The sequence below is a fragment of the Weizmannia sp. WK01 genome, assembly GCF_025905465.1.
Classification (GTDB): Bacteria; Bacillota; Bacilli; order Bacillales; family Bacillaceae_C; genus Weizmannia; species Weizmannia faecalis.
On record NZ_CP109616.1, the window covers coordinates 1,843,817 to 1,870,421 of the forward strand.

Consider the following 26,605-nt stretch of genomic DNA (forward strand, 5'->3'; position numbering starts at 1 on the left):
ACATTCCCCCGTTTTAAAAAGCGATGAACCGCCCAATATTGTAAATCAGAAAAGCGATCAAGTAAGCAATCACAAGTGCATAAGCGATCGAAAAAAGCGTCACTTTCCCCGAACCGGTTTCTTTATGGATAATGGCCACGGTCGAAAGGCATGGAATGTATAAAAGAATGAATACCATGAAACTATAGGCCGAAAGCGGTGTAAAAGCATGGGAAATCACACCTGCCAGAGATGCGCCGTCTGGAACAAAATAGAGGACGTTCATCGTCGAAACGACCACTTCTTTTGCCATAAAACCGGTCAGAAGGGCAGCCGCGGCCTGCCATGTTCCAAAACCGAGCGGCTTGAAGACAGGCGCAATCCATCCGCATAGGATCGCCATAAAACTTTTATCGACAGGCACATTGAATCCGCCCGGCCCCGCATTCGAAATGAGCCAAATGGCTACCGTGCCACCGAAAATCAAAGTCCCTGCTTTCCGGACGAAACCTTTCCCTTTATCCCATGTGCTTCTGTACAAACTCCGCGCATTCGGCACGCGGTACGGCGGCAGTTCAATGACAAAAACAGAACCTTCCGTTTTTACCACCATTGAAAATACTTTGGCAAGCAAAAGCGCAACGACAATGCCGAGCACATACAGCGACAGGACAATGAGTGCCTGATGGTGGCGGAAAAAAGCCGCGACAAACAAACTGTAGACCGAAAGCCGCGCAGAACAGGACATCAATGGGGTCAAAAGCGTCGTTAACAGCCGCTCTTTCGGCTGTTCAATCGTCCTTGCTGCCATGACGCCGGGCACATTGCAGCCGAAGCCGATAATAAGCGGAATAAACGCTTTTCCGTTCAAGCCGACTGATTCCATCACCCTGTCCATGACCATCGCTACCCGTGCCATATATCCGGAATCTTCAATCACCGAGATAAAGAAAAACAAAACAAAAATTTGCGGCACAAAAACGAGAACGCCGCCAACTCCGGCCACAATCCCGTTTAACACAAGATCACGGATAAACGGTGTTGCCCCCGCTTCTTTCAACCCTGCTTCAATCCAGGCGGTCAGCGGGCCTGAAAAAAACTTGTCAAGCCAATCCGATAAAGGGGTGCCGAGCCAGTTGAATGTAATGCAAAATACCAAATACATCATCACAAGAAAGATCGGCACGCCAAGGTATTTATTCGTGACGACGGCATCTATTTTCTCCGTCAGCGTTTTCTTTTCTGCCGCCGTTTTTTCAACAGCGGTTTCCATTAGCCTGTCAATAAATTGCTGCCGCTTTTTAAACATTTCCTGCTTAATGGAAGTATGCGGGTTGGCGGCACGGAGCCTGCGCTCCACACCCGCGCAAAAATCTTCGAGTTCCGGCTTTACATTCATAAACGCCGGAATTTGGCGAATCACTTCATTGCCTTCCAAAAACTGGAGCGCCAGCCATCGTTTGTTCAATGACCGGAAATCCGGCAGCCGGTCCATGAGATAGGTCGCCGCATGCTCCAATTCATCGCCGTAATCAATACGGAAATCGGGCACAACCGCCTTTTCTTGCATCTGCTCCGATATGGCCTTGCATCCTTTTCCTGTCCTTGCAATAATCGGCACGACTGGAATGCCGAGGGCTTCTGCAAGTGAACGATCGTTCACTTTCATGCCGCGCGATTTTGCAACATCTATCATATTCAGCCCGATCAAAACCGGCTTTCCGTACTCCATCAATTGGATGGTCAAATGCAGGTTCCGTGCAAGCTGGGAAGCGTCGACGATATTCAAAACGGATGTGAAGTCTTCCTCAATTAAGAATCTCGATGCCACCGCTTCATCTTTAGAAAGCGGGTTCAAGGCATAAATACCGGGCAAATCAATCAGCACCCCGGCATTTTCCTTCAGCTGGCCCACCTTTTTTTCAACGGTGACACCTGTCCAGTTTCCAACATATTCATATGATCCGGTAAGCTCATTAAAGAGTGATGTTTTTCCCGTATTGGGGTTTCCAAATAAAGCGACCTGCATTATAAACACTCCACTTGGATCCGCATTGCTTCTTTTTTGCGGATGCCGATGCACTGCCCGCTGACTTCAAGCATGCAAGGCCCGCCGAAAGGCAATCCGCATTTATAACAAACTTCCCGGCCTTCAAGCACACCCAAATCAAGAAGGCGCCTTTGAATACTTTGATCAATGCTTGATAAATCTGTAATAATCCCTTTGCTTCCGGGTTTCAGTTCGGTCAAGACCATGGTATGCCCCTCCCAGAGATAGAGAAATAGCGTCTGTTCATTGATAATGATTATCATTCTATATTCCTATCATACCGCATTTCATTGTGAGCGTCTATCTTATTTTCAGGGAACAAGGGAAACTTTCACATATTTATGTGAAATTATTCACATAATATGCATTGACAGCCGGCTTGGCCGCCCCAACATGCAAAAAGCGGGCCCCTTAAAGGAGTCCCGCTTTTTGCGGCAAATGCACGCCGCTTTTTTCAATGCGGCGGACAGCTTCCATAAGCCTTTCTTCATCCTGTACAAGCGCGATTCTGACATATCCTTCGCCGTGGGGACCAAAGGCGTTGCCAGGCGTAACCACAACACCGGCTTTGTCCATCAGTTCATATGTAAAAGCGAGGGACTTTTTGCCTTCCGGGATTTTGGCCCACAAAAACATCGTAGCATCAGACGGGCGGATTTCCCAGCCGATCCGCGATAATCCGGAAACAAACAAATCCCTTCTTTTCTCATACAGTGCAGCATTGTGGCGCGCGAATTCCTTGCCGTTTGCCAAAGCAGCGGCAGCCGCCCTTTGGACCGGTTCAAAAATGCCGTAATCCATATGCGATTTCATTTGGGCAAACAGCCGGATCACTTCCCGGTTCCCTGCCAGAAAACCGATCCGTGCCCCCGCCAGGTTAAAGCTTTTCGATAAGGAATTAAATTCAACCCCCACATCTTTTGCCCCGTCAACAGACAGGAAACTGATCGGCTTTTTCCCGTTAAAGACGAGTTCACAATAGGCAAAATCGTGGACGACGACGAGATCATATTGTTTTGCAAACCGGACGGCTTCTTCAAAAAACTTTTTCTCAGCAAGCACCGGGATTGGGTTGCCCGGAAAATTCAGCATCATCATTTTCGCTTTTTTTGCGATCTCTTCCGGGATTTTTGACAAATCCGGCATAAATCCGTTCTCTTCCAGAAGTGGCATCGGATAAGGTACGGCTTCCGCCAGTTTTACCCCTGATTCATAGGCTGTATAACCGGGATCCGGAACGAGAATGATATCGCCGGGGTTACAAAAGACGAGTGGAAGATGGATAATGCCATCCTGGGAACCCGCAAGCTGAATGATTTCGTGTTCAGGATCCAGTTTCACTCCGAACTGTTCGTAATACCGGGCCGCCGCCTCGTAGAAAGGTCCGATCCCGGAAATTGTATACCCGTATTGGCGTGGGTCAGCTGCATTTCGGGCCATTTCTTCCATTACAAAAGCAGGCGGTGCCTGATCCGGACTCCCGATGCTTAAGTCAATCATCCGGTTGCCTTCTTCTATTTTTTTCTTTTTGTACGCCAAAAGCTCATTGAATATCAACGTCGGTAACTGGTTCATGCGTCTTGCAGTGTCAACCAAAAGCTTTTCCTCCCAATTTCCCGGTCCTAGGGCTTTGTGTGCCTGTTCCAGGATGCATTAGCATAAGATTAAAAGGTTTATAATGATTTATTGTACCACACTTTCCGGCATCCTGGGAGCTGTTATCATACAGTTATAGTTGGAAGCGAAGGATCCGGCCTGATTAAAAGCCTGACGATTGCGTAAGAAGCCCGTTTCTTATGCTTTTGATTCCGTAGCCACGTTTGCATCCGCTTGTTCAATCCGGTTTGCGGAGTTGTTTTTCCGCCATCTGAAGCTGTGCCGCCACTTGTGCATGTCCTGTTCCCCCGGCGCTGTTCCGCATTTTTACAACATGTTCCGGTTTCAGCACTTCAAAAATATCGGCCTCAAAAAGCGGGCTGAACGACTGGTATTCATCCAGTGTCAGGTCAAGCAAATACTTGCCGTGCTGAATGCCATAAAGGACAATCTGCCCGATCACCGCATGCGCCTCACGGAACGGCAGCCCTTTTTTTGCCAAATAATCGGCAATATCGGTTGCATTCGCGTAATCGTTCGAGACAGCCCGGAACATCTTCTCCCGGTTCACTTTCATCGTTTCAATCATCGGCGCAAGCAGCTTAAGCGCCCCTTGAAGCGTATCAGCCGTATCAAAAATGCCTTCTTTATCTTCCTGCATGTCTTTATTATAGGCAAGCGGCAACCCTTTCAGGACGGTCAACAGCCCGATGAGGTTCCCGAACACCCTTCCCGTTTTCCCGCGCAAAAGTTCGGGGACATCGGGATTTTTCTTTTGTGGCATAATGCTTGACCCCGTGCAAAAAGAATCATCCAGCTCGATAAACTGGAATTCCTGGCTCGACCACAGCACCAGTTCTTCCGACAAACGGGAAATATGCGTCATCAATATAGCGGCATTTGCCAAAAATTCAAGCACAAAGTCGCGGTCGCTGACAGCATCCAGGCTGTTCGGATAAATGCGGGAAAATCCGAGCAGTTCGCGCGTCCGTTCCCTGTCAATCGGAAAAGTCGTCCCGGCAAGCGCCCCGGCACCGAGCGGCAGCCAGTCCGTCCGCTTTAAGCTGTCTGAAAATCTCTCTTTATCACGTTCCAGCATCCAAAAATAAGCGAGAAGATGGTGGGCAAACAACACCGGCTGCGCCCGTTGCAGATGGGTGTAACCGGGCATCATCGTTTCTTTGTTTTCTTTTGCTTTCGTCACGATGGCTTCCTGGACGAGCGCAATCAGGCGGATCATTTCTTTTGTCGTTTTCCGGACATACAGGTGCATATCGGTCGCAACCTGGTCATTCCGGCTCCGCCCTGTATGCAGCTTCCCGCCGGCAGGGCCGATTTCATCCATCAGCATTTTTTCGATATTCATATGGATATCTTCATTCTCAACTGTAAATGCTGCTTCCCCGTTTTTAATTTTTTCGGCAATTTTCCGAAGCCCTGCTTTGATCTGTTCCACATCGTTCTCAGGCAAAATGCCGCATTCGCCAAGCATTTGGACATGGGCAAGGCTCCCTTCAATATCTTCAAAAGCAAGCCTTTGGTCATATCCGATCGAAGCTGTATAGGTTTCAACAAGCTGATTCGTTTCCTTTGTAAAACGTCCGCCCCAAAGCTTTGACAATGTCATTTCCTCCTGCTGCAATAGAATTAAAAAATGAAGGCTGCACGGCAAACCGCCACAGCCTTCCGGATATTTTACCGTTTTCTCCCGGCCCGGTAAACAGGTGAAAAATACCTGAACGGGCCGGTTCCAACCTTGAAATTTGCCGTGCTTATGATTTAACATCAGAAACAACGGCCAAATGGCTTATTGATTTAACACTTTCCCGTTTTCCTGGATTTCGGCAAATACTTTTGTCGGCAGCCCCCACAGTTTGATGAAGCCGACTGCAGCATTATGGTCAAACGAATCGCCTTTCAAATAGGTCGCCAGTTCTTCATTATACAGGCTGTATGGGGATTTTCTTGCCACTACCGTGTGGGTGCCTTTAAACAGTTTCACGCGGACCGTGCCGGTGACCGTTTTCTGTGTTTCCTCGACAAACGCATCGAGCGCGGCCTTTAACGGCGAATACCAGAGCCCTTCATAAATGATTTTGGTCAACTGCTGTTCCACCGTTGTTTTAAATTGTGTCACTTCACGTGGCAGCGTTAAAAATTCCAGTTCTTTATGGGCATTGATCAGCACGACTGCAGCAGGGTTTTCGTATACTTCGCGCGATTTGATCCCGACAAGGCGGTTTTCAATATGGTCGATTCTGCCGATGCCATGTTTGCCGGCTGTCAGGTTCAGCTCTTCGATCATTTGGACGAGGCCCATCGCTTTGCCGTTTAAGGCAACCGGGACGCCTTTTTCAAACGTAATTTCAATATATTCTGGCTCATCCGGCGTCATTTCGATCGGCGCAGTCCAGTCGAATGCTGCTTCCGGCGCTTCGTTCCAAGGATTTTCAAGGACGCCGGCTTCGCACGCTCTTCCCCATATATTGGCATCAATCGAAAACGGATTATCTAAGTCTACCGGAATCGGAATATTGTTTTTCTCCGCATATGCAATTTCTTCATCGCGGGTCATGCCCCATTCACGGACAGGCGCAACGACTTTCAGGTTCGGGTTCAGCGCCTGAACGGACACTTCAAAACGGACCTGGTCGTTCCCTTTTCCGGTACAGCCGTGCGCCACGGCAACGGCGCCTTCCTGTTCCGCGACATCTACCAAAAGCTTTGAAATAAGCGGGCGGCTGATCGCAGAAGACAGCGGATATTTTCCTTCATAGAGCGCATTTGCCTTTAATGCCGGCAATATATAATCTTTTGCAAGCATTTCTTTCCCGTCTATGATCACAGCTTTGATTGCACCGACATTCAGCGCTTTCTGGCGGATTGCATTTAAATCTTTGCCTTCGCCGACGTCAATGCCAAGCGCAATAACATCATAGCCGTATTTTTCCTGAATCCATTTAATCGATACGGATGTATCCAAACCGCCTGAGTAGGCCAATACAATTTTTTCCTTTGCCATTTCTCTCTCCCTGCCTCTTTGTATAATTAATATTGAAGTTGAATTTTTATACACCCATTATATCGGATTCATTCAACATTTTCCAGTAGTTTTTTTAAAATGGCTTTATGGGCATGGAGCCGGTTCTCCGCCTCGTCAAAAACCGCGGAATGCGGGCCGTCAATGACCGCCTCCGTGACTTCTTCGCCGCGGTGGGCGGGCAGGCAATGGAGGAAAAGAAAATCTTTTTTTGCCAGTTTGCATAATGATTCATTTACCTGATAATCTTGTAAATCTTCGAGCCGTTTCTTCGTTTCGTCTTCCTGCCCCATGCTCGCCCACACATCGGTGATGACCACATCGGCATTCCGGATCATTTCTTCCGGGTTTTGGCCCATTTCAATACAGACCCCTTTTTTGGCCGCTTCTTTTTGAGCCCCGGCAAGAATGCCGGCATTCGGCAAATAGCCTTCCGGGGCAGCGACGGACATATGCATACCCGCCTTTGCCGCCCCCTCGAGCAATGAGTGGCACATATTGTTATTGCCGTCCCCGAGGTAGCAGATTTTGAGCCCGGCCAGTTGTCCTTTATATTCCTGAATGGTCAGCAAATCGGCCAAAACCTGGGTCGGATGGTGCAGATCGGTCAGCCCGTTGATCACAGGGACATCTGCGTGGCGCGCAAAAGATTCGATGGTTTCGTGCGCGAATGTGCGGATCATCAGGCAGTCGACATAACGCGACAACACTTTTGCCGTGTCATGGATCGTCTCACCGCGCCCGAGCTGAATATCCCTTGAACTGAGGAAAAGAGCGTGGCCGCCGAGCTGGAGCATGCCGGCTTCAAATGAAACCCGGGTGCGCGTGGATGATTTTTCAAAAATCATACCGAGCACTTTCCCTTTTAAGTACGGGGTCTCCTTCCCTTCTTTATGCGCTTTTTTTAAAGCGGCCGCTTCCTGGAGCAGATCGTTCAGCTCCTCTTCCTGCAGCGCGCCGATTGTTAAAAAATCTTTCTTTTTCGTACGGGCCAATGTCGCCATCTGTATCTTCCTTTCTGCTAAACTTCTGCTTTTATACGGTTAAAATCGTGAAGCGGGGCCACTTTTGGCGTTGTCCCTGTGGCATAGCGGGTAATGGCTTCCAATGTATCCAGACAGGTAAACAGCGGAATATGGAAACGCATCGCTGCTTCACGCAGCTTGCTGCCGCCCCTTCTTTGGTCCCGCCCTTTTGTCGGGATGACCACCGCAGCGGTCACGGGTTGCTGTTCGAAAAAGGCGGAGGCATCCTCAAGGCCTACTGTTTCCGCCGCCACGCCGTTTTTCGCCAGGAACCGGGCCGTATGTTCCGTTGCGGCAATCCGGTAGCCTCTGTCCGCCAATGTTTTCAATACCGGGAGCGCGGCTGCTTTTTCGCGGTCCGTCACCGAGCAAAATACAAATTGTTCTTCAAGCGGCGGCTCAAACACCGGATCTTGGACGGACAGAAGCGTTTTTTCGAGTGCTTCCCCGAATGTCCGGGCAAGGCCGAGCACTTCGCCTGTTGATTTCATTTCAGGCCCTAAAACAGGGTCGACATCTTTCAGTTTTATATAGGAAAATACCGGTGCCTTCACGGCGACAAGTTCCGGCGGTGCAGGAAGCCCTTTTTCTGCAAGCGGTTTTCCGAGTTGTATGGCAATGGCGAGATCAATCATCGGAATGCCGGTGACTTTGCTTAAAATTGGGACGGTTCTTGAAGCACGCGGATTCACTTCCAGCACATAAACGGTCCCTTCATAAATTAAAAACTGGATATTGGCAATGCCTTTGATTTTGCCCTTTAAACAGATTTTTTCGGCATACCGGATAAGCGTTTCCTGCACAGACGGGCTTAAATGCTGGGGCGGATAAACGGCCATGCTGTCGCCGGAGTGGACGCCCGCTTTTTCAATATGTTCAAAAATGCCCGGGATGAGCACCTTCTCCCCGTCACAAATGCAGTCGAGTTCGCATTCCGTACCCGGCAAATACTGGTCAATCATAAGCGGCCAGCTTTTTTCGCTTGCGTACTTCAACGCATCCGCATAAGCGTTGAGTTCGTCTTCGTGGTAAAAAATGAACATTGACTGTCCGCCAATAACATAGGACGGGCGGACAAGCACCGGAAACGACAGGTCTTTTGCCCCCCGTTTCAGTTCTTCTGCATCATAGGCGGTATGCCCTTTAATATGCGGAATGCCAAGCTCATCCAGCAGCTTGTAAAAAAGGTTGCGATCCTCAAGCTGGTCGATTTGTTCCACGTTCGTTCCAAACAGTTTCACGCCTTCAGCTTCAAGGCTCGATGCGACATTGATCGCGGTCTGGCCGCCGAATTGCGTGAAGACGCCTGCCACCTGCTCTTTTTCAATAATATGCAGCAAATCTTCCGGGCGCAGCGGGTCAAAATACAATTTATCCGCCATTGAAAAATCGGTGCTGACCGTTTCCGGATTGTTGTTTACAACAATCGTTTCATAGCCAAGTTGTTTGAGCGCCATAACGGCATGGACCGAGCAGTAATCAAATTCAATTCCCTGCCCAATGCGGATCGGTCCGGAACCGATGATCAGCACTTTCGGGCGGTTTGATACTTCCACTTCATCCCGGCCGCCCCAGGTGGAATAGTAGTACGGCGTTTGCGCCTCAAACTCGGCGGCACAGGTGTCCACAAGTTTATAAACCGGCATAAGCCCGAGCTGTTTTCTTTTTTCGCGCACCGCTTTTTCGCTGCATCCGCATAATGCCGAAAGACACTCATCACTGATGTTCATTTTTTTGGCTGCGCGCAGCAAAGCAGCCGGCATCGTATCGATCGTATATTGCTTGCATGTTTCTTCCATATCCACGATATTTTTTATTTTTTTCAAGAAACCAGCGGTCGATTTCCGTGTATTTTTCAATGTCATCCAGCGCCATGCCTTTACGCATCGCTTCCGCCACCGCAAACAGGCGGATATCGGTCGCTTCCGTTAAAAGTGGGACCAAATCATCCGGCTGTTTTTCAGCAAGCGCCGGATAGAACAGACCTGAAAGCCCGAGTTCAAGCGAACGGATTCCTTTGTTAAGCGCTCCTTCAAATGTGCGGTCGATCGCCATTGCTTCGCCGGTCGCCTTCATTTGCGTGCCAAGTTTCCGGTCCGCTTCCGTAAATTTGTCGAACGGAAAGCGCGGAATTTTCACGACAACATAATCAAGGGCCGGTTCGAAGGAAGCAAACGTGTTGCCGGTTACCGGGTTTAAAATTTCATCCAGATGATAGCCGATTGCGCATTTCGTGGCAATGCGGGCGATCGGGTAACCGGTTGCTTTCGAAGCCAAGGCGGATGACCGGCTGACGCGCGGATTGACTTCAATAATATTGTACTGGTCGGAGTGGGGATCGAGCGCAAATTGGATGTTGCACCCGCCGATCACCCCGAGCGCGCGAATCACTTTTAAAGAAGCGTCCCGGAGCAGCTGGTACTGCACATCCGATAAAGTCTGCGATGGCGCGACCACAATCGAGTCGCCCGTATGCACTCCGACCGGATCGATATTTTCCATATTGCAGACAATGATGCACGTGTCGTTTGCATCGCGCACGACTTCGTATTCAATTTCTTTCCAGCCTTTGATGCTTTTTTCAAGCAGCACCTGGTGGATCGGGCTCAGGTCAAGGCCGCGCTGGAGCACTTCCCGAAGTTCTTCATCATTGGCTGCAAATCCCCCGCCGGAGCCGCCAAGCGTATAAGCGGGGCGGATAATGACGGGGTAGCCGATTTTTTTCGCAAATGCCAGCCCGTCTTCCATATTTTCCACAATTTTTGACGGCGGGATCGGTTCCCCGATATCAAGCATCAACTGGCGGAACTTTTCGCGGTCTTCCCCCTTCTGGATCGAATCCACCGGTGTCCCGAGCAATTGTACCCCATACTTATCGAGAATCCCCGCTTCATAGAGCTGGACGGTGAGATTCAGGCCGGTTTGCCCGCCCAATGTCCCGATAATGCCGTCCGGACGCTCTTTTTGTAAAATCTGTTCTATCGACTCCACCGTCAGCGGGTCAAAATAAATCCGGTCGGCCATTTCTTCATCAGTCATGATCGTTGCCGGATTGCTGTTGACAAGCACGACTTCAATTCCTTCTTCTTTCAAGGCAAGGCAGCTCTGCGTACCCGCATAATCAAATTCGGCGGCCTGGCCGATAACAATCGGGCCGGAGCCGATCACAAGCACTTTTTTGATCGATTTATTGAATGGCATAAGACAAAACTCCCGCTCTTTGTTGTACTCGTTGTAAAAAGTGGTCAAAAATGTATTCGGAATCACGCGGCCCCGGATGTGCTTCCGGGTGGAACTGGACGGAATAGACCGGCAAGTCCGGATGGATGCAGCCTTCAACCGTGCCGTCATTCACATTCTTAAAGGAAAGCTCGAGTTCCGATCCGGCAAGTGATGCTTCATCGACAACATAGCCATGGTTTTGGGCTGTCATCAACACTTTTCCAGTCTTTAAATCTTTAACCGGATGGTTGCCGCCCCTGTGGCCGAACGGCAGCTTTTTCGTCTTTGCCCCGTAAGCGAGTGCCAATAGCTGGTGGCCGAGGCAAATGCCAAGCACCGGATAAGCGGCGCTTACTTTTTTGATTTCCGGCAGCCACTCGGCTAGTTTAGCAGGATCCCCAGGGCCGTTTGAAATGACAATGCCGTCAGGTGCAAGTTCCGCCATTTGTTTTGCCGTAAAATCAAAGGGCACGACGGTCACTTTGCAGTTGCGGTCAAGCAAGTATTGCAAAATGGATTTTTTGTAGCCGAAATCCATCAAAGCAATGTGCAAAGGGCCATCTCCATACGTTTCCGGTTGTTTTATGGCCACTTCGGCTACGAAAAATTCATCGCCGCCGCATGGCACTTTTTGATCGCGGGACGTTGAAACAAGGCCGCGCACAGTGCCGCGTTTTCTGATCGTTTTTACAAGCGCGCGCGTGTCCACTCCTGCAAGGCAAGGGACACCCGACTTTTCCAAAAAGGATAGGGCCGTCTTTTCCACTTTATAAAAACTCGGGCTTGCGCATATTTCACCGGTCACAACCGCGCGCGCCGAGATGCTTTTGCTTTCGTGATCATCGCCGTTTACGCCGTAATTGCCGATTAAAGGGTAACAAAACACCAGAATCTGCCCGGTGTACGACGGGTCGGTGAGCATTTCCTGGTACCCCGTCATGCCGGTGTTAAATACCACTTCTCCCGTTGTTTCAGCGGGGTTTCCCGCAAAAAAGCCTTCAAAAATTTCTCCCGTTTCAAGAATAAGATATCCGCTTGTCACGATGTCTGTCCTCCCTTGTCTCTTTGCCGGTTAAAGATTGTTTTGGCTTGCCTTAGTAAAAACAGTTTTCATTTTTTCTGCAAAAAGCGCCGTTTCCTTTTCCGTAATAACAAGCGGCGGCAACAGACGGACAACATGCGGGCCTGCTGTTAATACAAGCAAATGCTCAGCCAATGCCGCCCGGGTGATTTTTACAGCTTCCATTTCCGTTTCAAGGCCGGCCATCAGCCCTTTCCCGCGGATTTCTTTAATAAAAGAAAATTGCGTCTTCAAGTCTTCCAATTTTGTCCAAAAATCGATGCTTTGTTTTTGGACATGTTCGATGATATTTTCTTCCGCAAACGTTTCAAGCGTTGCCAGACCGGCTGTCGCAGATAGCGGGTTGCCGCCAAAAGTGCTGCCGTGCGTACCGGGCGTAAAGCTTTGCGCGATTTTTTCTTTCGCGAGCATGGCGCCAATCGGAATGCCGGACCCCAGCCCTTTTGCAAGCGTCATGATATCCGGTTCGAAGCCGTACTGTTCATAGGCAAACAGTGTACCGGTACGGCCCATGCCCGTCTGCACTTCATCTACAATGATTAAACAATCGTTCTTTCTGCACGTGCGGACAAGGGCATCCACCCAATCCTGTTCCGCAGGGATGACGCCGCCTTCCCCCTGAATCAGTTCAAACATGACGGCAATGGGCTTAAGCTTTTCGAGATCGCGGAGTGCCGTGATGTCGTTAAACGGCAAATAGGTGAATCCCGGCACAAGCGGTTCAAAGCCATGCTGGATTTTTTCCTGTGCCGTTGCCGACAATGTCCCGAGTGTCCGGCCGTGGAACGAAGCCTTGAAGGTGACGATGGGCCCCGATTTTCCGCGTTTTTTTGCATCAAGGCGGGCCAGTTTGATCGCCGCTTCATTGGCTTCCGCGCCGCTGTTTGCGAAAAACACCCGGTCAAATACGCTTTGTGCTGCTAGTTTTTCAGCCAGCTCTTCCTGCGGCCCGATTTCAAACAGATTGGAAGTATGCCAGATTTGGTCCAGCTGGCCGGTCACCTTGGTTTTTACCTTTTCGGGGACATGGCCGAGATTGCAAACGGCAATGCCTGAAGTAAAATCCAAATATTTTTCTCCATTTTCATCCCATACATAACTGCCTTTTCCTTTTACAAACTTTACCGGCGTCCGGCTGTACGTTTGCATAAGTGCTTGCTTTTTTACCGTTTGCGTCATCTTATCCATCGATCAAAACCCCGTTCCCTGTAAATTTCGTCCCGGTTTTTCCGCCGCCTGCCAAAAACAGGAGGCTGTCTTCTTCTGTCCCGTCCACAATCACCACTTCTTTTACGCCGGACCGGATGCATTCCGCTGCTGCCCGGACTTTCGGAATCATGCCACCGGTAATGACTTGTTTTTGGATGAGCCCGTCAACCTGTCCGGGGGTAAGATAAGGGAGCACTTTCCCTTCCATCATGACCCCGGGGACATCCGTCACCATCCAAACACGCGCGTTCATTTTCCGGGCAACCGCGGCTGCTGCCAAATCAGCATTGACATTCAGGCGCTGGCCGTTTTTATCCGTCGCAACCGGGGAAATGACTGGGATAAACTGCTGTCGCAATAAAGCAAGCAGCACCTGTTCGTTTACAGATTCGATTTCCCCGACATACCCGAGATTCGGTGTCTCAATCTTCCTGGCAGTTAAAAGCCGTGAGTCGGTTCCGCTGATGCCGACCGCTTTGGCCCCCGCCTGCGAGAGCCGGCGCGTAATCCATTTGTTGATGGAGCCGGAAAGCACCATCTCAACGACGTTTAACACCGGCTCGGTCGTAACGCGCAACCCGTTTTTAAATTGCGTTTTGATCTGCATTTTTTCCAACATGGCTGAGATCGCCGGTCCCCCGCCGTGAACGATGACAGGTTCAAGCCCGAATCGCGCTTTGATTTGCACCAGATTTTCAAAAAATGCATCCGGCAGCTGATGGAGAATGCTGCCGCCGCACTTGATGACAACGTATGCCAATTTGGCCAACCCCTTATAAATAGTTATTGAATTGTATAATTATGCAACAATGCGTGCACAAACATTATGAGCGATAAGTAGCATTGATTTTCACATAATCATAGGTCAGGTCGCATCCCCATGCAGTACCCTGGCAAGTTCCGGCACCAAGGTCGATGGCGATACAGATTTTATCATTTTCCTTTAAATAGGCATGTGCCTCGTCTTCGGAATAGGAAGCCGGCATGCCCTTTTCCACTACGGGAATCCCGCCGATGCGGATAGAAAGCGTTTGTTCATCCACTTGGACACCGCTGTATCCGATCGCATTGATAATCCTTCCCCAGTTCGCATCGGCGCCAAAGACAGCAGCTTTTACCAAATTTGAGCCGATAACGGTTTTTGCGACCGTTTGTGCCTCTTTTTCCGTTTCAGCCCCGGTTACACAGACTTCAACCAGTTTCGTCGCGCCTTCCCCGTCTCTTGCAATTTGTTTGGCAAGTTCCCGGGCAATATAGGCAAAGCTTTCTGCGAATTTCTTCCAATCCGGGTGTGCATAGGAAAGCGTATCGTTTCCGGCCAGCCCGTTTGCCATTACAACGACCATGTCATTTGTGCTTGTGTCGCCGTCCACCGTGATCATATTGAACGTTTCATCGACCGTTTGTTTCAGCAGGTTTTGCAATGCAGCGGCCTCAACTTTGGCGTCTGTCGTGATAAAAGCGAGCATCGTTGCCATGTTCGGATGGATCATCCCCGATCCTTTGGCGCAGCCGGCAACCGTGACCGTTTTCCCATCAATTTCAAGCGTTACGCAGGCGCGTTTTTGAAAGGTGTCCGTCGTAAGTATCGCTTTTTCAAAAAGGTCCGGATGGGATGTGCCCTCTTTCTCGATACGGCGAATGCCGGTTTCAATTTTTTCAACCGGTAAAAGCTCGCCAATGACACCTGTTGAGGCAACGCCGATCAGGCTTTCGTTTACGCCGATTTGAGCGGCGAACCATTCCCGCATCAGGCGGGCGTGGCGGAGGCCTTCATTGCCTGTAAAGGAGTTCGCGTTTCCCGAATTCACAATGATGCCGGACAGCTTCCCACTTTCCATAATGCTTTCTTTTGTAATCTGGATGGGTGCAGCTTGAAACTGATTCGTCGTGTAGACCGCAGCCGCTTGTGCCGGGACAGCGGAGTAAAGCCACCCAAGATCCGGACGTTTTCTTTTAATGCCGCAATGGAGCCCACCGGCAAAAAATCCTGCCGGGCTCGAGATGTTTCCGTCTGTTTTCGTAAAAAATGCAGTACTTTCTTTTTCATATAATTGATTCATTGCCATCCTCCATATATAAACGGTATGTTTAAGATTGCCTTATGGATAAACCGGAACATGGTCGAGCCCTGTATCTTCTTCCAGCCCGAAAAGCAGATTCATATTTTGGATTGCCTGCCCGCTTGCACCTTTTACAAGATTGTCAATGGCAGAAATGACCACGAGCCTCCCCGTCCGTTCATCCACATGGACGCCTATATCACAGTAATTTGAGGCGTATACTTCCTTTGTAGATGGAAAAGAACCAGCCGGCCTGATCCGGATAAATTTCCGGCCTTTATACACTTTCCTATAATATTGGCGGACATCTTCGGTGGTGACTTTTTTTGCTAAAGGCGCGTATATCGTGCAAAGAATCCCCCTCGTCATCGGAATAAGATGGGGCGTAAATGAAATTTTCGCTTCTTTTCCGGCAAACGCCTTGATGAACCGCTCGATTTCCGGTGTATGCTGGTGGCTTCCGACTTTGTACGCACCGGTATTTTCATTTACTTCAGTAAACAAGTTGCCTAGAGAAGGGGTTCTTCCCGCACCGGAAACACCGGTTTTACCATCAATCACAATAAAGGAAGTATCGATGAACCCCCCTTGAACAGGCGGGAGAAGTCCTAAAAGCGCTGCGGTCGGGAAGCAGCCGGGATTGGCGATCAGTTGAGCCTCTTTTATCCTGTCCGCATTCATTTCTGAAAGGCCGTAGATAGCTTTATCCAGCTCTTTTTGCGGGGCGGGTTCGCGTTTATACCATTGCCTGTACGCTTCCCCATCCAGCCTGAAATCCCCGGACAGGTCGATACACTTTAAACCTTTATCAACAAACCGTGGTACCCAGTTTTTGGCTACCCCAGACGGCGTTGCGAAAAACAATAGTTCTACCCTGCCTGCGATTTCATCCGGAACCATGTCTTCCAATCCGGCTTCTATGATTTGCTGGAAATGCGGGTAATGTGCGGTCAGCATCGTGCCTTTTGTGCGGTGCGATATCAACATTTCCAGTTGTGCGCGGGGATGGCGGGCAAGAAGTCTGACAAGTTCCGCACCGCTGTATCCGTTTGCCCCGACAATCCCTATTTTCAACATTTTCATCTCCCTATTGTTATGTATGTGCATTATTATAATTCATTATGTATGATTATACAAGGTTAAAAATATAAAAAAATAGAAACTTTTCGCTTTCAAGCATAACAAAAAAGATCAAGGCCTGCATCCGGCAGGGCTTGATCTTTTTCGTCTGCAAGGAAAATTAGTCGTGTGCCAATACGACGATTTTTCCGTTTGCCGCCGCACCGACATACCGGGTGGCAATTTCAAGCGGAATTCCGAGCTCAAGGACCTTTTCCAATATTTTTTCCGGGTATGTTTTTCTTTTGACCAGTGCTTTCAGTTCATTCATGAGATCCACATCCGTATGAAGGCATATTCCGTTTACACCTTTTCCGGCTTCGCGGCCGACTTCACGGATGGCCGCAGCATTGTTGGCGATGACAGTAATGCGCCCATTTTCTCTATGATGATGTAAAATGGCTTCCGCTGCTTCCCCGGGTCCGGCAAAAATTCCAATTAACTGCATATGCGTGTCCCCATATTAATCACCAAAAGAAATGACGAGTTTTTCCAGTTCCGCCGCGCTGGGTTCCGTCATCGTAAAGCCGAGTCTTTTCATTTCTTCAGCTACTGCCGCTGCATGGCTTTGATCCGTAACAATAAAGGTGCGGTCGCGCTGAATGGTGTCTTTCACTTTCGCCAAAAAGGAAAACAAAGCAGCGGTTTTCGGTTCTTGAATTTCACGCATAAAATGGGAAGATTTCTCGGTTACCGGCAAAATCCAAATCTCACATGCATATGGCATTTTTAAAATTTCATAGAAAGCATCTGTTTTTTCGAGCGGCGTACGCAGCGTATAATCGAAAAACTCATACACTTTCCGGCTGGAAAAAGGGAAGTTTGCAAACGGGCGAGAATCTTCCTTGTCGAACACGTGAATGTCCACTTTCGATTTATTTTTTTCAAAATAATTGTCTTCTGTTTTTGCAACGATATTTTGCATCGTTATGTTCCCCCTTGTATGTAAATCAGATTTCTTTTTATATTGCCTTTTTGCCCCGTTCTTAAACACCGGCGTTCGTTTTTTTCGAATGTTTAACCCGTTTTTCCTAGGGTAGACAGGAATTGAAGATCAAAACCGGAACAGGAGTGGAGCAGATGTTTTTACACAAAAAAGAGTTGCAGTTTGAAGCAAAACCTGAAAGGCCGGATCCGGTTTTCGCCAATAAAGTGCAGGAAGTGCTCGGCGGGCAATACGGGGAAATCTCTGTGATGATGCAGTATCTTCTCCAAGGATGGAACTGCCGGGCAGATGAAAAATACCGGGATATGCTGCTTGATATCGGGACAGAAGAAATCGGCCATGTGGAAATGCTCGCCACATTAATCGCCCGCCTGCTCGATAAGGCACCGGTCAAAATGCAGGAAGAAGCGGTTGCGAAAGACCCTGCCATTGCAGCTGTCATGGGCGGGATGAATCCGCAACACGCCATTGTCGGCGGGCTCGGCGCGTTGCCGGTCAACAGTGCGGGTGTTCCGTGGAGCGGCAGTTATATCGTATCAAGCGGGAATTTAATCGCTGACTTCCGCGCCAATCTCAACGCTGAATCGCAGGGGCGACTTCAAGTCGTCCGCTTATATGAAATGACGGACGATCCGGGCGTGAAAAAAACACTATCGTTTTTGATCGCGCGGGACACGATGCATCAGAACCAGTGGCTGGCCGCCCTGCGTGAACTGGAAGAACAGGAAGGTGTTGTCGTGCCGAGCACATTCCCTCCTGAACAGGAGCCTGAAGAATTTACCCATCTCTTTATCAATCATTCGGAAGGCAAAGAAAGTGCCAAGGGAAGATGGGCGAGCGGCGAAAGCATTGATGGAAAAGGTGAATTTAAATTTGTCGAACCTTTTGCATCCCATGACCGTGTCGGACAACAACCGGCACCGCCCTATGTGCACGGAACACTGCCAATCGTTAAATAAAGCAAAAACCGAAAGAAGACTTTCCTTCTTCCGGTTTTTTTGCCATTTCTTAATATGCACCCGCCATCACCGGTTGGCGGTAGGCAGATAGCGACTCATCCATGATTTTTTGAAAAAGCGGCTCAAGATGTGCGGGGATCAGCTGGCCGGCAAAATCCCACGCATTTTGCTCAATCGTAAGTGCCAGTGCTTGCTTTTCCGGTAAATGCCCGGACTCTTCAAAGGCGGCGGACAATAGAGGCAGATTTTCATCCATCGCATGGCCGATTTCATGTGCAAGCACAATCGTGGCGTAAGGCAAAAACCATTCGCAGCTTCCAAACAATAGCTCGCACTGCCGCCGGATTGTCTCTATATACAGCGTAATCGTATCGGTGTGCGGATGGTATTTGCCGCCAACAAGGCGCCCGCCGGGGAACTGTTTCTTTATTTTCAAATGGGCGGTGCACCCGGCGTTTTTTAGTAATTCTGTTGCCATTTCTCTGATTTGCAAAATTCCCCTGTCTCCTTTATCCATATTGGCATTGCTCTTATCATATATTATGAAAGATCGCGATTGCAATATGTATCTATTTTTTATCCGAAGCGGCCGGATTAAAAGGATATTTTTTTTCCTAGCAAAGGGACGTGTGAACCTGATTCCCAAGGCAAAAAAAACAGGCCATAAAGGCCTGTTTTTTATAATTTCGAAACGTTTGCAGCTTGTGGTCCGCGGTTGCCTTCTTCAATATCAAAAGATACGGATTGGCCTTCTTCCAAAGTTTTAAAACCTTCGCCCTGAATCGCTGAGAAGTGAACAAATACATCGCTGCCGCCTTCACGTTCGATAAATCCGTAGCCTTTTTCCGAATTAAACCATTTTACTTTACCTTGTTCCATTTTGTTTCCTCCTAATGTGTTTGAACACAAAATTACTATCCTTGCTCAAGTGATTTCAGGGGGTCAGTTTTAAAACTTTTTCCTTCCTTACCATACCGAACAAAAATAATTCTTTATTATAATAGCAGATTATAAATGTGGTGTCAAGACGAATTGATTATTTTTTTCTTTATTTTTTTCTTTATTTTTTTCTCCACTAATGCCGTGATTTTTTCGGATGAAAACCTTTCATGGCTGCCGAATCCATCCGCCTGGAAAAATGCTGCTGCAAAAATGGGAAAAAGATGCCTGCACGCAGGCATCTTTTTCGGTAAAGCGTTTTATTTTTCTTCCCTGTACCCGTGGCCCGGAAAATTCCCGTATCCGCTGTGGCCGTAATGCCCGGAATGGTAATGATGATGGTGGCCGTGCGGGTAACCATAACCATGTGAGTGGCCGTACGAGTGGCCGTACGAATGCCCGTACGGATAACCGCCGTAACCACCGTATCCTCCATAATGGTGGTGGTGCCCATACGGCATATAATGGCCCGGATAGCCGCCATAATACTGCCTGGATTCTGCCAAATTTGTCACTCCTTTATCCATTGCTGCTTTTACAATATGGCAGTTGGAAGCGCATCGTTTGTGCATCCGCCTGCAAGCGGGAAAACAGGCGCCAATTTAAACGGCCGGATGTGCGTCTGCATTGTAAACCCCTTGCTAGGCCAGCCTGCTTCCGGACATACCGTACGGGCAATAAGTATGCGGTTATGATGAGAACGATATGCAAGCTTATTCAACGACAATGGTTTCGCAAAAATGCAGGCGTTGGCCTACCGTATCCAGTGTGACCGGGATGCCGAGCGGAAGCGCCAGATTCGGGGTACCGTGCCCGGACTGTATGCCGGCAAGCACCGGCTTACCGCTCCCGTAAAAAAACTTTTTCAGGACATCCTGTGCCGTAAACCCATCCGCGTATGCTTCCGGCTCACAGTCCGTCCATTGCCCGAGCACAAACCCGGAGGCGTCATCCAGTTTTCCGGAAAGCTGAAGCTGGGTCAGCATCCGGTCGATCGCATATGGCTCTTCATGCACTTCTTCAAGAAAAAGAATTTTTCCGCTTGTATCGATTTCAAACGGCGTTCCCATCAGTGCGCAGATTAATGACAGATTCCCGCCTGTAAGCGGCGCTGTCATGACCCCTTCACCCCACGCTTCCCCCGTGTAACTGCCGGTAGGAACACCGGTTGACGCCAGCTTGAGCAATGATTGTACCGAAAGCGCATCGTCTGTGATAAATTCGACAGCCGCCATCGGGCCATGGATCGTGGCGAGGCCGCATTTTTGCTGGAAAACGATGTGTAGTGCTGTAATATCGCTGTAACCGATAAATAATTTCGGATTCTCCCGGATCCATTCAACGTCGAGATACGGTAAAATTTGCGGTGTCCCGTACCCGCCGCGCAAACAAAGAATTGCCCGCACGTCATCGTCTGCAAACATCGCATGCAGATCGGCTGCCCGTTCAAGCGGCGTACCGGCCATATACCCACCGTATACTTTCTCCGCATTTTCTCGCACTTTTACCCGGAAACCGAGCCGCCGCAATTTCGCAACAGCAGTTTGAAGCCTTTCGATTGAGACCGGGCTTGCAGGCGCGACCAGCCCGATCGTATCTCCCGCCTGTAATCGTTTCCCTTTTCTCATCCTTCTCCCCCCTGGTTGATGAATTGCAGTACAATTTGCTCTTCCGCTTGATGTACTGCTTCTTCATCCAGTACATTATTGATCAAAATGGAAAAAATCAGCTTTTCCCCGGATGTTGCCTGCATATAGCCGGAAAGTGTGCTGACGCCTGTAATCGACCCAGTTTTGGCAAACACCTGTCCTCGAGCAGCCGTCCCCTTAAACCGGTTTCTGAGGGTTCCGCCTTCCAACCTGTTTTCAGCCCCCGCAACAGGCAGCGCATCGAAAAAGCACGGAAACCAGTCTTTTTCCTGTATCCGGTATAAAAGCGCCGTCAAATCATTTGCCCGGACCAAATCGGCGTGAGATATGCCCGAACCATCACGGAGCATCATCTGGTCAGGGTCCATGCCAAAGTTACCTGCAACGCTGCGAATGACTTCAAGCCCTTTTTCCCAGCTTCCTTCCCCTTTTTCCGTTTTCCCCATTTCTTTTACAAGCATTTCGGCGATGGTATTATTGCTGAATTTTAAAAACGGCACCATGATGCTTGATAAAGGCGGCGATTGCGAAAAGAGAACCGGAACTGCTGCATCCTTCACCCTGCCCGTTTTGATTGTGCCTTGAACGGTGATCCCGTTTTCCTCTAACGTTTTTTTGAAAACAGACAGCACCCATTTCGCCGGGTCCCAGACCGCTTTCCATTGCCGGACTGCGGCGGAATCGGCTGTAATCGTCCCGCTTGCCGTAAACGTATTCCCGCCATGTGCCCGGCTGATGACGATATCGTCCTCCTGCTGCTCACCGTCTCGCACGGTTCGGACATGGTTGACCAGTTTAACCATCCCGCTTTCCGGAACCATTTTGATTCGCGCTTTCATGCCGGGTTTTTTTGCCGGAACAACTTCAAAAATGGCCGTCCCTGCATCATAATCCCGGTTAGGCGATAAAGTTAAAGCCGAAATTTGTGCGCCGTAATATTCCTGTTCATCGCTCCATGGCAAGTCAAGTGAATACCGGGTATCATCATAGCGCGAATCATCCCCGACCAGGTCCCCCTGAATACGCCGGATTCCCTGCTTCTTTAATTCAGCCGCCCAGTCCGCTAAATCGGATTTCAATAAAGCAGGATCTCCTCCCCCTTGTATGTATATATCACCGTAAAGCGTACCGTTTTGGATCGCGCCTGTCCGGTACACGCCCGTTTTAAAACGGGTATTTTTCCCGAGCGTTTCAAGCGCGGCGGCTGCGGTCAGCAGTTTCATATTGGATGCAGGGCGCAGCAGCGTATTGCCATTTTGTTCGTAGAGCAGTTTCCCGCTATCAGCCGAACGGACGCTGATCGCAACGATCCCGCCTTTTAAAGGGGCGGCCTCAAGAATACCGGCAATCTTTGCGTCTGTTTCTTTTTTCCCGCAGCCTTCCCTGTCCCCTGCTGCATAAGGCCCAGTTCCCTGAATAAATAGAAATGCCATCGTCCATATCACGACCCATCTTTTATGCAATCCGTTTCCCTCCGTATGAAATTCTGCCTTGCTTTATCATATTCCTTCTTTATTTTAATCTTTCCGTAAACGCTGTTTTGGCTGCTATCTTCTTTTTTCCAATGATTCATTTCGCGTTTTTAAATATTTTTTTCCAAATTAGTAGAACAAGCATGCCTGTATAGTATAAAATGCTTGTGGGGGTGTAATCATGTACCGGTTTGGCTATTATGTTGTTGCCGGCATTTTTTGGCTGCTTGGCGGCAAAATCAAAAAAGAAAACAAAGAGAAAATCCCTGCGGCTCCGTTTGTGGTCGTTTGTACCCACCAAACATGGCTGGATATTATTTACCTGGCGATTGCCATCTGGCCTGTCCAAATTCATTATATGGCGAAACAGGAACTTTTCTCTAAAAAATGGTCAAAATGGCTATTCACGAAGTTGCACGCTTTTCCCGTCAATCGTGAAAATCCGGGCCCGAGCTCGATTAAAATTCCAATGAAACTTTTAAAAGAAGGGAAGGTCGTCGGCATTTTCCCTTCCGGAACACGCAAAAGCGAACATGTTTCTTTAAAACGCGGTGCCGTGACGATTGCTTTAAAAGCAAATGTGCCGCTTGTCCCGGCCATTTACGAAGGGCCGAAAACGTTCAAAGAAGTCCTCGCGAGAAAGCCGAAACGCGTGCGCTTTGGCGACCCGATCAGGCTGGCAGACGAAAAAAAAGGAACAAAAGAAGAAATTGAAAAAACGATTGTTCTGCTGCAAGACACTTTTGAAGCGCTGAAAAAACAGTAAAAATGCTTTCTGCTTGCCCGAAGCAGATGAAAAAGCACAAAAGAAATCAAAAAAACGGCGAGGCACCGCATTCAAAGTGCCTCACCGTTTTTTTCATGGACAAATAAAGATAAAACATCCCTTTTTCTCTGTCCCCTGCCGGCCGGCGAAAGGGTTTTTCCTTTTTTAATTGAAAAAACAGTCCATCTTTTCTTATAATAAAAGCGAGTACTTGCCAAGGAGGAGAGCGTCATGCTGAGTGGATGGTTTTCTGCCTTTATTTTAATATGGATCCTCTGTCTCGTTTTTCTCTTTTCAGTTGGCGGCTATTTTATGTTCCGGAAATTTTTGAAAAGGCTTCCGAAAGAAGACGGAAAATCAATACTTGACCGGCAGGAGGAGACAATCCTTAAAACGCGGCACCTCTGGACGCCGGAGTACAGGGAACTGCTTGAAGAACTGGTAAGCCCTGTCCCGGAATTGTTCCGCGATGTGGCCAGGAAAAAGATCGCAGCAAAAATCGGGGATGTGGCGCTTTCCAAAAATACAAAAAAAATGACACTGGACAATATCATTCAGGGCTATATTCTCGCTACGCCGAAACGCGACCATAAATTCCTCCGAAAAAAATTGAAGCAGCTGAACATCGACGACAGCCGATATGAGCAATTGTTTGCGCAGGAAAAAACAAAATCGGCCCAATAAATGAAAAAACATCATTCGGCAAAAGCGAATGATGTTTTTTCAAGCACGGACCCCTTCATCCAGTTCCTGCATGAGCCGCCTGTACTGAATATACATGGCGACGCGCCACGGCAGAATCATGCCGAATGCGAGCAGAAAAAACATGCCGCTCAGCTGCCCGATTTGAATCGAAGAACTAAGCACCACCTTCATCAGCAACCGGATGAGAAGAAGCCCGATCAAAATAAACGGAAAAGCTTTCGATCGTTTTAAATATACGTTTCCGTCACGGACTTCGAAACGGGAAGTTTTAATTAAAAATATGGAAAAGAACATTCCGACCACAAATGCTTCCAATACTTCGGCAGGTGTCACACGAAAATACGGGACGACAAACATCAATGCCCCGGTACTCATAAAGACCGGCGGCAACAATATTTTTTTTGTGGAAACGGGCTTGTTCTGCCCTTTTAAACGGACAAAAATGACCAAAGACCCCATCAAAATCGCAACAATGAACGAGATGATAATGCCTTCCATGTCTCAACCCTCTTTAGTAACAGATTTTTAACAAAAGAAATGTAGATACGATAAATATATGTTTCCTATGGTAATATTCAACCATAAAAGCGGGGTTGATGTCCAGCCGGAATGCCTGCCTCCCTTTTTTTGTGGCGCCTGTCAGTTCAAAACGCGTTCAACCGCTTCTAAAACACGCGTTTCATCAAAAGGCTTGACGATAAAATCCTTTGCGCCGGATTCAATTGCTTCGACGACCAGTTTTTGCTGGCCAAGCGCGGAGCAAATAATAATTTTTGCGTCCGGGAATTCGCGCACGATCTTTTTTACCGCTTCAATGCCGGTCATCTCCGGCATAGTAATGTCCATCGTCACAACATCCGGCCTGACTTCACGGTATAATTCAATCGCCCGCTGCCCGTTCTCCGCTTCGCCTACAACGGTATGGCCGCCGTTTTCCAGCATTTTCGCCAAAGTCATCCTCATAAATTTTGCATCATCCACAATTAACACATTTGCCATCGATCGAATTTCTCCTCCTCATTGATCCGTTAAAATGCAACCCGGATTAAAATCCCTGGAATCCCCCGAACAGTGCACTCATATAACCGGAAATGACAGGCATCCAGTCAAAAAAGAGCAGGATTCCGGCGACTATCATCACAACACCGCTCCATTTTAAAAGTTTTACGCTGTATTTTTGCATCCACCCCAACCGTCCGATAAAAAAAGCAAGGACAAAAAAAGGTATGGAAAAGCCAAGTACATATGCAGCCATATAGACCGACGCAGAAGCCGGATGGGCCACTGCCATTGCCAATACCGAGGCAAGAATCGGCCCGGTGCAGGGCGTCCAGCCGGCAGCAAACACTAGCCCGACGAGAAAAGAACCCAAAAATCCCGCCGGCTGCTTTTTTATATCGATTCGGTACACCTTCATAAAGATCCCCGGATGAAAAATGCCCGCTGCAAGCAGCCCAAAAAAAATGAGCGCGACTGCACCGAGCTGCCGGATGACATCCTGGTAACGGATAAAAAAACTCCCGATCCAGGAAGCACCAAACCCCAATGCAATAAAAACAGTGGAAAATCCCGCGAGAAACCAAACGGTATGCAGGATACTTTTCCACTCCCGCATGCCGCCCCCGCTTTTTAACCGGCTGACAGAAGCGCCTGTTATATAAGAAACAAAAGCAGGATAAAGCGGCAGGCAGCAAGGCGATATAAAGCTCATGAAACCTGCCCCGAAAGACAGCCATACAGTTACATCAGCCATCGGTTCACTCCCCATCCCGGCTCATTTTCATTTTAACATAAACTGATTGAAAGAGAAAAAACATCGTAAAAAGCATAAAAATGGAACATGAAATCAAAAACCACCTTTTCTGTGCAGAAAATTGGCAGAAAAAGTGGTTTACAGAATCGTGAGAAGCTTAACAATGGTGATGGATATACCACAAAAGCCGGTCGCCCAGCTTAAGATTTCATTTGTTTGTTCATGGCATTCATCATTTGATTGATTTTCTTTTGAGACGGCTTCATACCCATTTGCATCATCATCATTCTCAGCATTTGTTCATTAATCGGCGGATTTTTCTTCAGGTAATTCATCATATATTTACGGGCGATGAAAAACCCGATTGCTGCGCCTGCCAAAAGAGCAATTAGGGCTACAAGAACGAACACCCAAATCATAATATACCTCCTTCACTCACATACAGTGTACTAAATCCATTTGAATTATACAATACTTGTTTTCTTCTCACACGAATTTTCTTTCTTTAACCGGTTTTATCCAGCCGAATCGTTTATGGTCATAATCGATTGCAAGCAAATCTCCTTTAAAGTTCCTCAGAATTTCAAAAACGGCGGTTTCTGTATCATAACTCCCGTATACGTTCAGCTGGAGCATTCTTTCTTCTATGGTCACTTCCAGCACCTGCCCCTCTTTCTTTGAAAGAAGTTGGCAAGCGCCTGTTTTCGTCATGTTGCTGGTGTCAGAAAATAACGGCTGCAAGACATGATGGACAGACAAGAGCGGAATCGGCTTTGTAATATAATGGATCTGTCTGCTGAGGACATTTTTCAAACTTCCGGAAACGTGCGCATACTGGTGAAAAAGATTAAAAAACATTCGTTCCCTGCCGTAATAATATTGTGCAAACTCCTCTTTTATCAGATAGATAGAATAGGACCGCATATGATCTCACTCCCGCAACTTTGTTACCTTCACTATAATGGACGGGCCTCAAAAAAGTTGTCGTTTGTTGTAACAAAATTTAAAAAATGAATTTGAAACATTTGATTG

Annotated in this window: 26 protein-coding genes and 1 pseudogene; 3 read left to right on the forward strand and 24 right to left on the reverse strand. The window is 48.3% G+C overall.

The window, feature by feature from the left end:
• Positions 1 to 13: 13 nt before the first annotated feature.
• The 14 genes and pseudogenes from feoB to OF158_RS08640 form a co-directional block, all read right to left on the reverse strand.
• Positions 14 to 2,008: a ferrous iron transport protein B gene (gene feoB, locus OF158_RS08575; protein WP_014098241.1), complete on the reverse strand. Its 1,995-nt coding sequence runs from the start codon at positions 2,006 to 2,008 to the stop codon at positions 14 to 16.
• Entirely contained in the window at positions 2,008 to 2,235 is a 228-nt protein-coding gene (locus OF158_RS08580; RefSeq protein ID WP_026104508.1) for a FeoA family protein, read from the reverse strand. The genes feoB and OF158_RS08580 overlap by 1 nt, the downstream gene beginning before the upstream one ends.
• Positions 2,236 to 2,440: 205 nt before the next feature.
• A complete protein-coding gene (locus OF158_RS08585) occupies positions 2,441 to 3,625 on the reverse strand; it encodes an LL-diaminopimelate aminotransferase (protein WP_014098239.1) in 1,185 nt (394 codons plus the stop codon).
• 238 nt (positions 3,626 to 3,863) lie between these two features.
• Complete coding sequence (gene argH, locus OF158_RS08590) at positions 3,864 to 5,246, reverse strand: argininosuccinate lyase (protein WP_026104509.1); 1,383 nt, start codon at positions 5,244 to 5,246, stop codon at positions 3,864 to 3,866.
• A gap of 186 nt (positions 5,247 to 5,432) precedes the next feature.
• On the reverse strand, positions 5,433 to 6,647 hold the full coding sequence (locus OF158_RS08595) for an argininosuccinate synthase (protein ID WP_014098237.1): 1,215 nt from the start codon (positions 6,645 to 6,647) through the stop codon (positions 5,433 to 5,435).
• Positions 6,648 to 6,715: 68 nt separating this feature from the next.
• Positions 6,716 to 7,669, reverse strand: a complete 954-nt coding sequence (argF, locus tag OF158_RS08600; protein ID WP_014098236.1) for an ornithine carbamoyltransferase — start codon at positions 7,667 to 7,669, stop codon at positions 6,716 to 6,718.
• 17 nt (positions 7,670 to 7,686) lie between these two features.
• Positions 7,687 to 10,891: pseudogene (gene carB, locus OF158_RS08605) on the reverse strand (carbamoyl-phosphate synthase (glutamine-hydrolyzing) large subunit).
• Positions 10,878 to 11,954: a carbamoyl phosphate synthase small subunit gene (locus OF158_RS08610; RefSeq protein ID WP_014098234.1), complete on the reverse strand. Its 1,077-nt coding sequence runs from the start codon at positions 11,952 to 11,954 to the stop codon at positions 10,878 to 10,880. The pseudogene carB and the gene OF158_RS08610 overlap by 14 nt, the downstream one beginning before the upstream one ends.
• 30 nt (positions 11,955 to 11,984) lie before the next feature.
• Positions 11,985 to 13,181 carry an acetylornithine transaminase gene (locus tag OF158_RS08615; protein ID WP_014098233.1) on the reverse strand — a complete coding sequence of 399 codons (1,197 nt, stop codon included), beginning with the start codon at positions 13,179 to 13,181 and terminating at the stop codon, positions 11,985 to 11,987.
• Positions 13,174 to 13,962: an acetylglutamate kinase gene (argB, locus tag OF158_RS08620; protein ID WP_014098232.1), complete on the reverse strand. Its 789-nt coding sequence runs from the start codon at positions 13,960 to 13,962 to the stop codon at positions 13,174 to 13,176. The genes OF158_RS08615 and argB overlap by 8 nt, the downstream gene beginning before the upstream one ends.
• 64 nt (positions 13,963 to 14,026) lie before the next feature.
• Positions 14,027 to 15,265 carry a bifunctional glutamate N-acetyltransferase/amino-acid acetyltransferase ArgJ gene (gene argJ / locus OF158_RS08625; RefSeq protein WP_014098231.1) on the reverse strand — a complete coding sequence of 413 codons (1,239 nt, stop codon included), beginning with the start codon at positions 15,263 to 15,265 and terminating at the stop codon, positions 14,027 to 14,029.
• 39 nt (positions 15,266 to 15,304) lie between these two features.
• Positions 15,305 to 16,342, reverse strand: a complete 1,038-nt coding sequence (argC, locus tag OF158_RS08630; protein ID WP_014098230.1) for an N-acetyl-gamma-glutamyl-phosphate reductase — start codon at positions 16,340 to 16,342, stop codon at positions 15,305 to 15,307.
• Between the two features lie 163 nt (positions 16,343 to 16,505).
• Positions 16,506 to 16,832, reverse strand: coding sequence for a P-loop NTPase family protein (locus OF158_RS08635; protein WP_014098229.1), 327 nt, complete (start codon positions 16,830 to 16,832; stop codon positions 16,506 to 16,508).
• A 15-nt stretch (positions 16,833 to 16,847) separates the two neighbouring features.
• Positions 16,848 to 17,309, reverse strand: coding sequence for a hypothetical protein (locus OF158_RS08640; RefSeq protein WP_014098228.1), 462 nt, complete (start codon positions 17,307 to 17,309; stop codon positions 16,848 to 16,850).
• Between the two features lie 155 nt (positions 17,310 to 17,464).
• On the opposite strand from OF158_RS08640, the gene OF158_RS08645 reads away from it, so the two are divergent.
• Positions 17,465 to 18,289 (forward strand): manganese catalase, encoded by an 825-nt coding sequence (locus OF158_RS08645; RefSeq protein ID WP_014098227.1) that lies wholly within the window; start codon positions 17,465 to 17,467, stop codon positions 18,287 to 18,289.
• A gap of 49 nt (positions 18,290 to 18,338) precedes the next feature.
• Here the strand turns inward: OF158_RS08645 and OF158_RS08650 are convergent, their stop codons facing one another.
• The 5 genes from OF158_RS08650 to dacB form a co-directional block, all read right to left on the reverse strand.
• Positions 18,339 to 18,806 (reverse strand): hypothetical protein, encoded by a 468-nt coding sequence (locus tag OF158_RS08650; RefSeq protein ID WP_017550441.1) that lies wholly within the window; start codon positions 18,804 to 18,806, stop codon positions 18,339 to 18,341.
• 161 nt (positions 18,807 to 18,967) lie between these two features.
• Positions 18,968 to 19,168 carry a cold-shock protein gene (locus OF158_RS08655; protein ID WP_013859436.1) on the reverse strand — a complete coding sequence of 67 codons (201 nt, stop codon included), beginning with the start codon at positions 19,166 to 19,168 and terminating at the stop codon, positions 18,968 to 18,970.
• Positions 19,169 to 19,488: 320 nt separating this feature from the next.
• Positions 19,489 to 19,734, reverse strand: coding sequence for a hypothetical protein (locus tag OF158_RS08660; protein WP_014098225.1), 246 nt, complete (start codon positions 19,732 to 19,734; stop codon positions 19,489 to 19,491).
• A gap of 207 nt (positions 19,735 to 19,941) precedes the next feature.
• Positions 19,942 to 20,856 carry a S66 peptidase family protein gene (locus OF158_RS08665; RefSeq protein WP_014098224.1) on the reverse strand — a complete coding sequence of 305 codons (915 nt, stop codon included), beginning with the start codon at positions 20,854 to 20,856 and terminating at the stop codon, positions 19,942 to 19,944.
• Positions 20,853 to 22,340 carry a D-alanyl-D-alanine carboxypeptidase/D-alanyl-D-alanine endopeptidase gene (gene dacB / locus OF158_RS08670; RefSeq protein ID WP_014098223.1) on the reverse strand — a complete coding sequence of 496 codons (1,488 nt, stop codon included), beginning with the start codon at positions 22,338 to 22,340 and terminating at the stop codon, positions 20,853 to 20,855. Before dacB ends, OF158_RS08665 begins: the two co-directional genes overlap by 4 nt.
• A gap of 190 nt (positions 22,341 to 22,530) precedes the next feature.
• On the opposite strand from dacB, the gene OF158_RS08675 reads away from it, so the two are divergent.
• Both OF158_RS08675 and OF158_RS08680 read left to right on the forward strand, forming a co-directional pair.
• Positions 22,531 to 23,115, forward strand: coding sequence for a lysophospholipid acyltransferase family protein (locus OF158_RS08675; protein WP_014098222.1), 585 nt, complete (start codon positions 22,531 to 22,533; stop codon positions 23,113 to 23,115).
• Positions 23,116 to 23,346: 231 nt separating this feature from the next.
• Positions 23,347 to 23,799: a DUF2621 domain-containing protein gene (locus OF158_RS08680; protein ID WP_014098221.1), complete on the forward strand. Its 453-nt coding sequence runs from the start codon at positions 23,347 to 23,349 to the stop codon at positions 23,797 to 23,799.
• Positions 23,800 to 23,838: 39 nt separating this feature from the next.
• Here the strand turns inward: OF158_RS08680 and OF158_RS08685 are convergent, their stop codons facing one another.
• The 5 genes from OF158_RS08685 to sirA form a co-directional block, all read right to left on the reverse strand.
• Entirely contained in the window at positions 23,839 to 24,318 is a 480-nt protein-coding gene (locus tag OF158_RS08685) for a CcdC family protein (protein WP_014098220.1), read from the reverse strand.
• 141 nt (positions 24,319 to 24,459) lie between these two features.
• On the reverse strand, positions 24,460 to 24,819 hold the full coding sequence (locus tag OF158_RS08690) for a response regulator (RefSeq protein WP_013859444.1): 360 nt from the start codon (positions 24,817 to 24,819) through the stop codon (positions 24,460 to 24,462).
• A gap of 46 nt (positions 24,820 to 24,865) precedes the next feature.
• Positions 24,866 to 25,573: a cytochrome c biogenesis CcdA family protein gene (locus tag OF158_RS08695; protein WP_014098219.1), complete on the reverse strand. Its 708-nt coding sequence runs from the start codon at positions 25,571 to 25,573 to the stop codon at positions 24,866 to 24,868.
• Between the two features lie 200 nt (positions 25,574 to 25,773).
• On the reverse strand, positions 25,774 to 25,995 hold the full coding sequence (locus OF158_RS08700) for a YneF family protein (RefSeq protein ID WP_161655518.1): 222 nt from the start codon (positions 25,993 to 25,995) through the stop codon (positions 25,774 to 25,776).
• Positions 25,996 to 26,059: 64 nt separating this feature from the next.
• The gene (sirA, locus tag OF158_RS08705; protein ID WP_014098218.1) at positions 26,060 to 26,497 is read right to left on the reverse strand and encodes a sporulation inhibitor of replication protein SirA; all 438 of its coding nucleotides are present in this window, start codon (positions 26,495 to 26,497) and stop codon (positions 26,060 to 26,062) included.
• Positions 26,498 to 26,605: the final 108 nt, after the last annotated feature.

Bases quoted from the DNA above. Each gene is read 5' to 3' on its own strand.
- OF158_RS08645 (WP_014098227.1), top strand. From the start codon at position 17,465: ATGTTTTTACACAAAAAAGAGTTGCAGTTTGAAGCAAAACCTGAAAGG.
- OF158_RS08580 (WP_026104508.1), bottom strand. From the start codon at position 2,235: ATGGTCTTGACCGAACTGAAACCCGGAAGCAAAGGGATTATTACAGAT.
- feoB (WP_014098241.1), bottom strand. From the start codon at position 2,008: ATGCAGGTCGCTTTATTTGGAAACCCCAATACGGGAAAAACATCACTC.
- OF158_RS08640 (WP_014098228.1), bottom strand. From the start codon at position 17,309: ATGCAAAATATCGTTGCAAAAACAGAAGACAATTATTTTGAAAAAAAT.
- argF (WP_014098236.1), bottom strand. From the start codon at position 7,669: ATGGCGACATTGGCCCGTACGAAAAAGAAAGATTTTTTAACAATCGGC.
- OF158_RS08685 (WP_014098220.1), bottom strand. From the start codon at position 24,318: ATGGAAGGCATTATCATCTCGTTCATTGTTGCGATTTTGATGGGGTCT.
- OF158_RS08675 (WP_014098222.1), top strand. From the start codon at position 22,531: ATGTACCGGTTTGGCTATTATGTTGTTGCCGGCATTTTTTGGCTGCTT.
- OF158_RS08595 (WP_014098237.1), bottom strand. From the start codon at position 6,647: ATGGCAAAGGAAAAAATTGTATTGGCCTACTCAGGCGGTTTGGATACA.
- OF158_RS08680 (WP_014098221.1), top strand. From the start codon at position 23,347: ATGCTGAGTGGATGGTTTTCTGCCTTTATTTTAATATGGATCCTCTGT.
- OF158_RS08615 (WP_014098233.1), bottom strand. From the start codon at position 13,181: ATGGATAAGATGACGCAAACGGTAAAAAAGCAAGCACTTATGCAAACG.
- OF158_RS08650 (WP_017550441.1), bottom strand. From the start codon at position 18,806: ATGGATAAAGGAGACAGGGGAATTTTGCAAATCAGAGAAATGGCAACA.
- sirA (WP_014098218.1), bottom strand. From the start codon at position 26,497: ATGCGGTCCTATTCTATCTATCTGATAAAAGAGGAGTTTGCACAATAT.
- OF158_RS08665 (WP_014098224.1), bottom strand. From the start codon at position 20,856: ATGAGAAAAGGGAAACGATTACAGGCGGGAGATACGATCGGGCTGGTC.
- OF158_RS08635 (WP_014098229.1), bottom strand. From the start codon at position 16,832: ATGCAGTTAATTGGAATTTTTGCCGGACCCGGGGAAGCAGCGGAAGCC.
- OF158_RS08690 (WP_013859444.1), bottom strand. From the start codon at position 24,819: ATGGCAAATGTGTTAATTGTGGATGATGCAAAATTTATGAGGATGACT.
- OF158_RS08695 (WP_014098219.1), bottom strand. From the start codon at position 25,573: ATGGCTGATGTAACTGTATGGCTGTCTTTCGGGGCAGGTTTCATGAGC.
- OF158_RS08655 (WP_013859436.1), bottom strand. From the start codon at position 19,168: ATGGAACAAGGTAAAGTAAAATGGTTTAATTCGGAAAAAGGCTACGGA.
- argJ (WP_014098231.1), bottom strand. From the start codon at position 15,265: ATGAATCAATTATATGAAAAAGAAAGTACTGCATTTTTTACGAAAACA.
- argC (WP_014098230.1), bottom strand. From the start codon at position 16,342: ATGTTGAAAATAGGGATTGTCGGGGCAAACGGATACAGCGGTGCGGAA.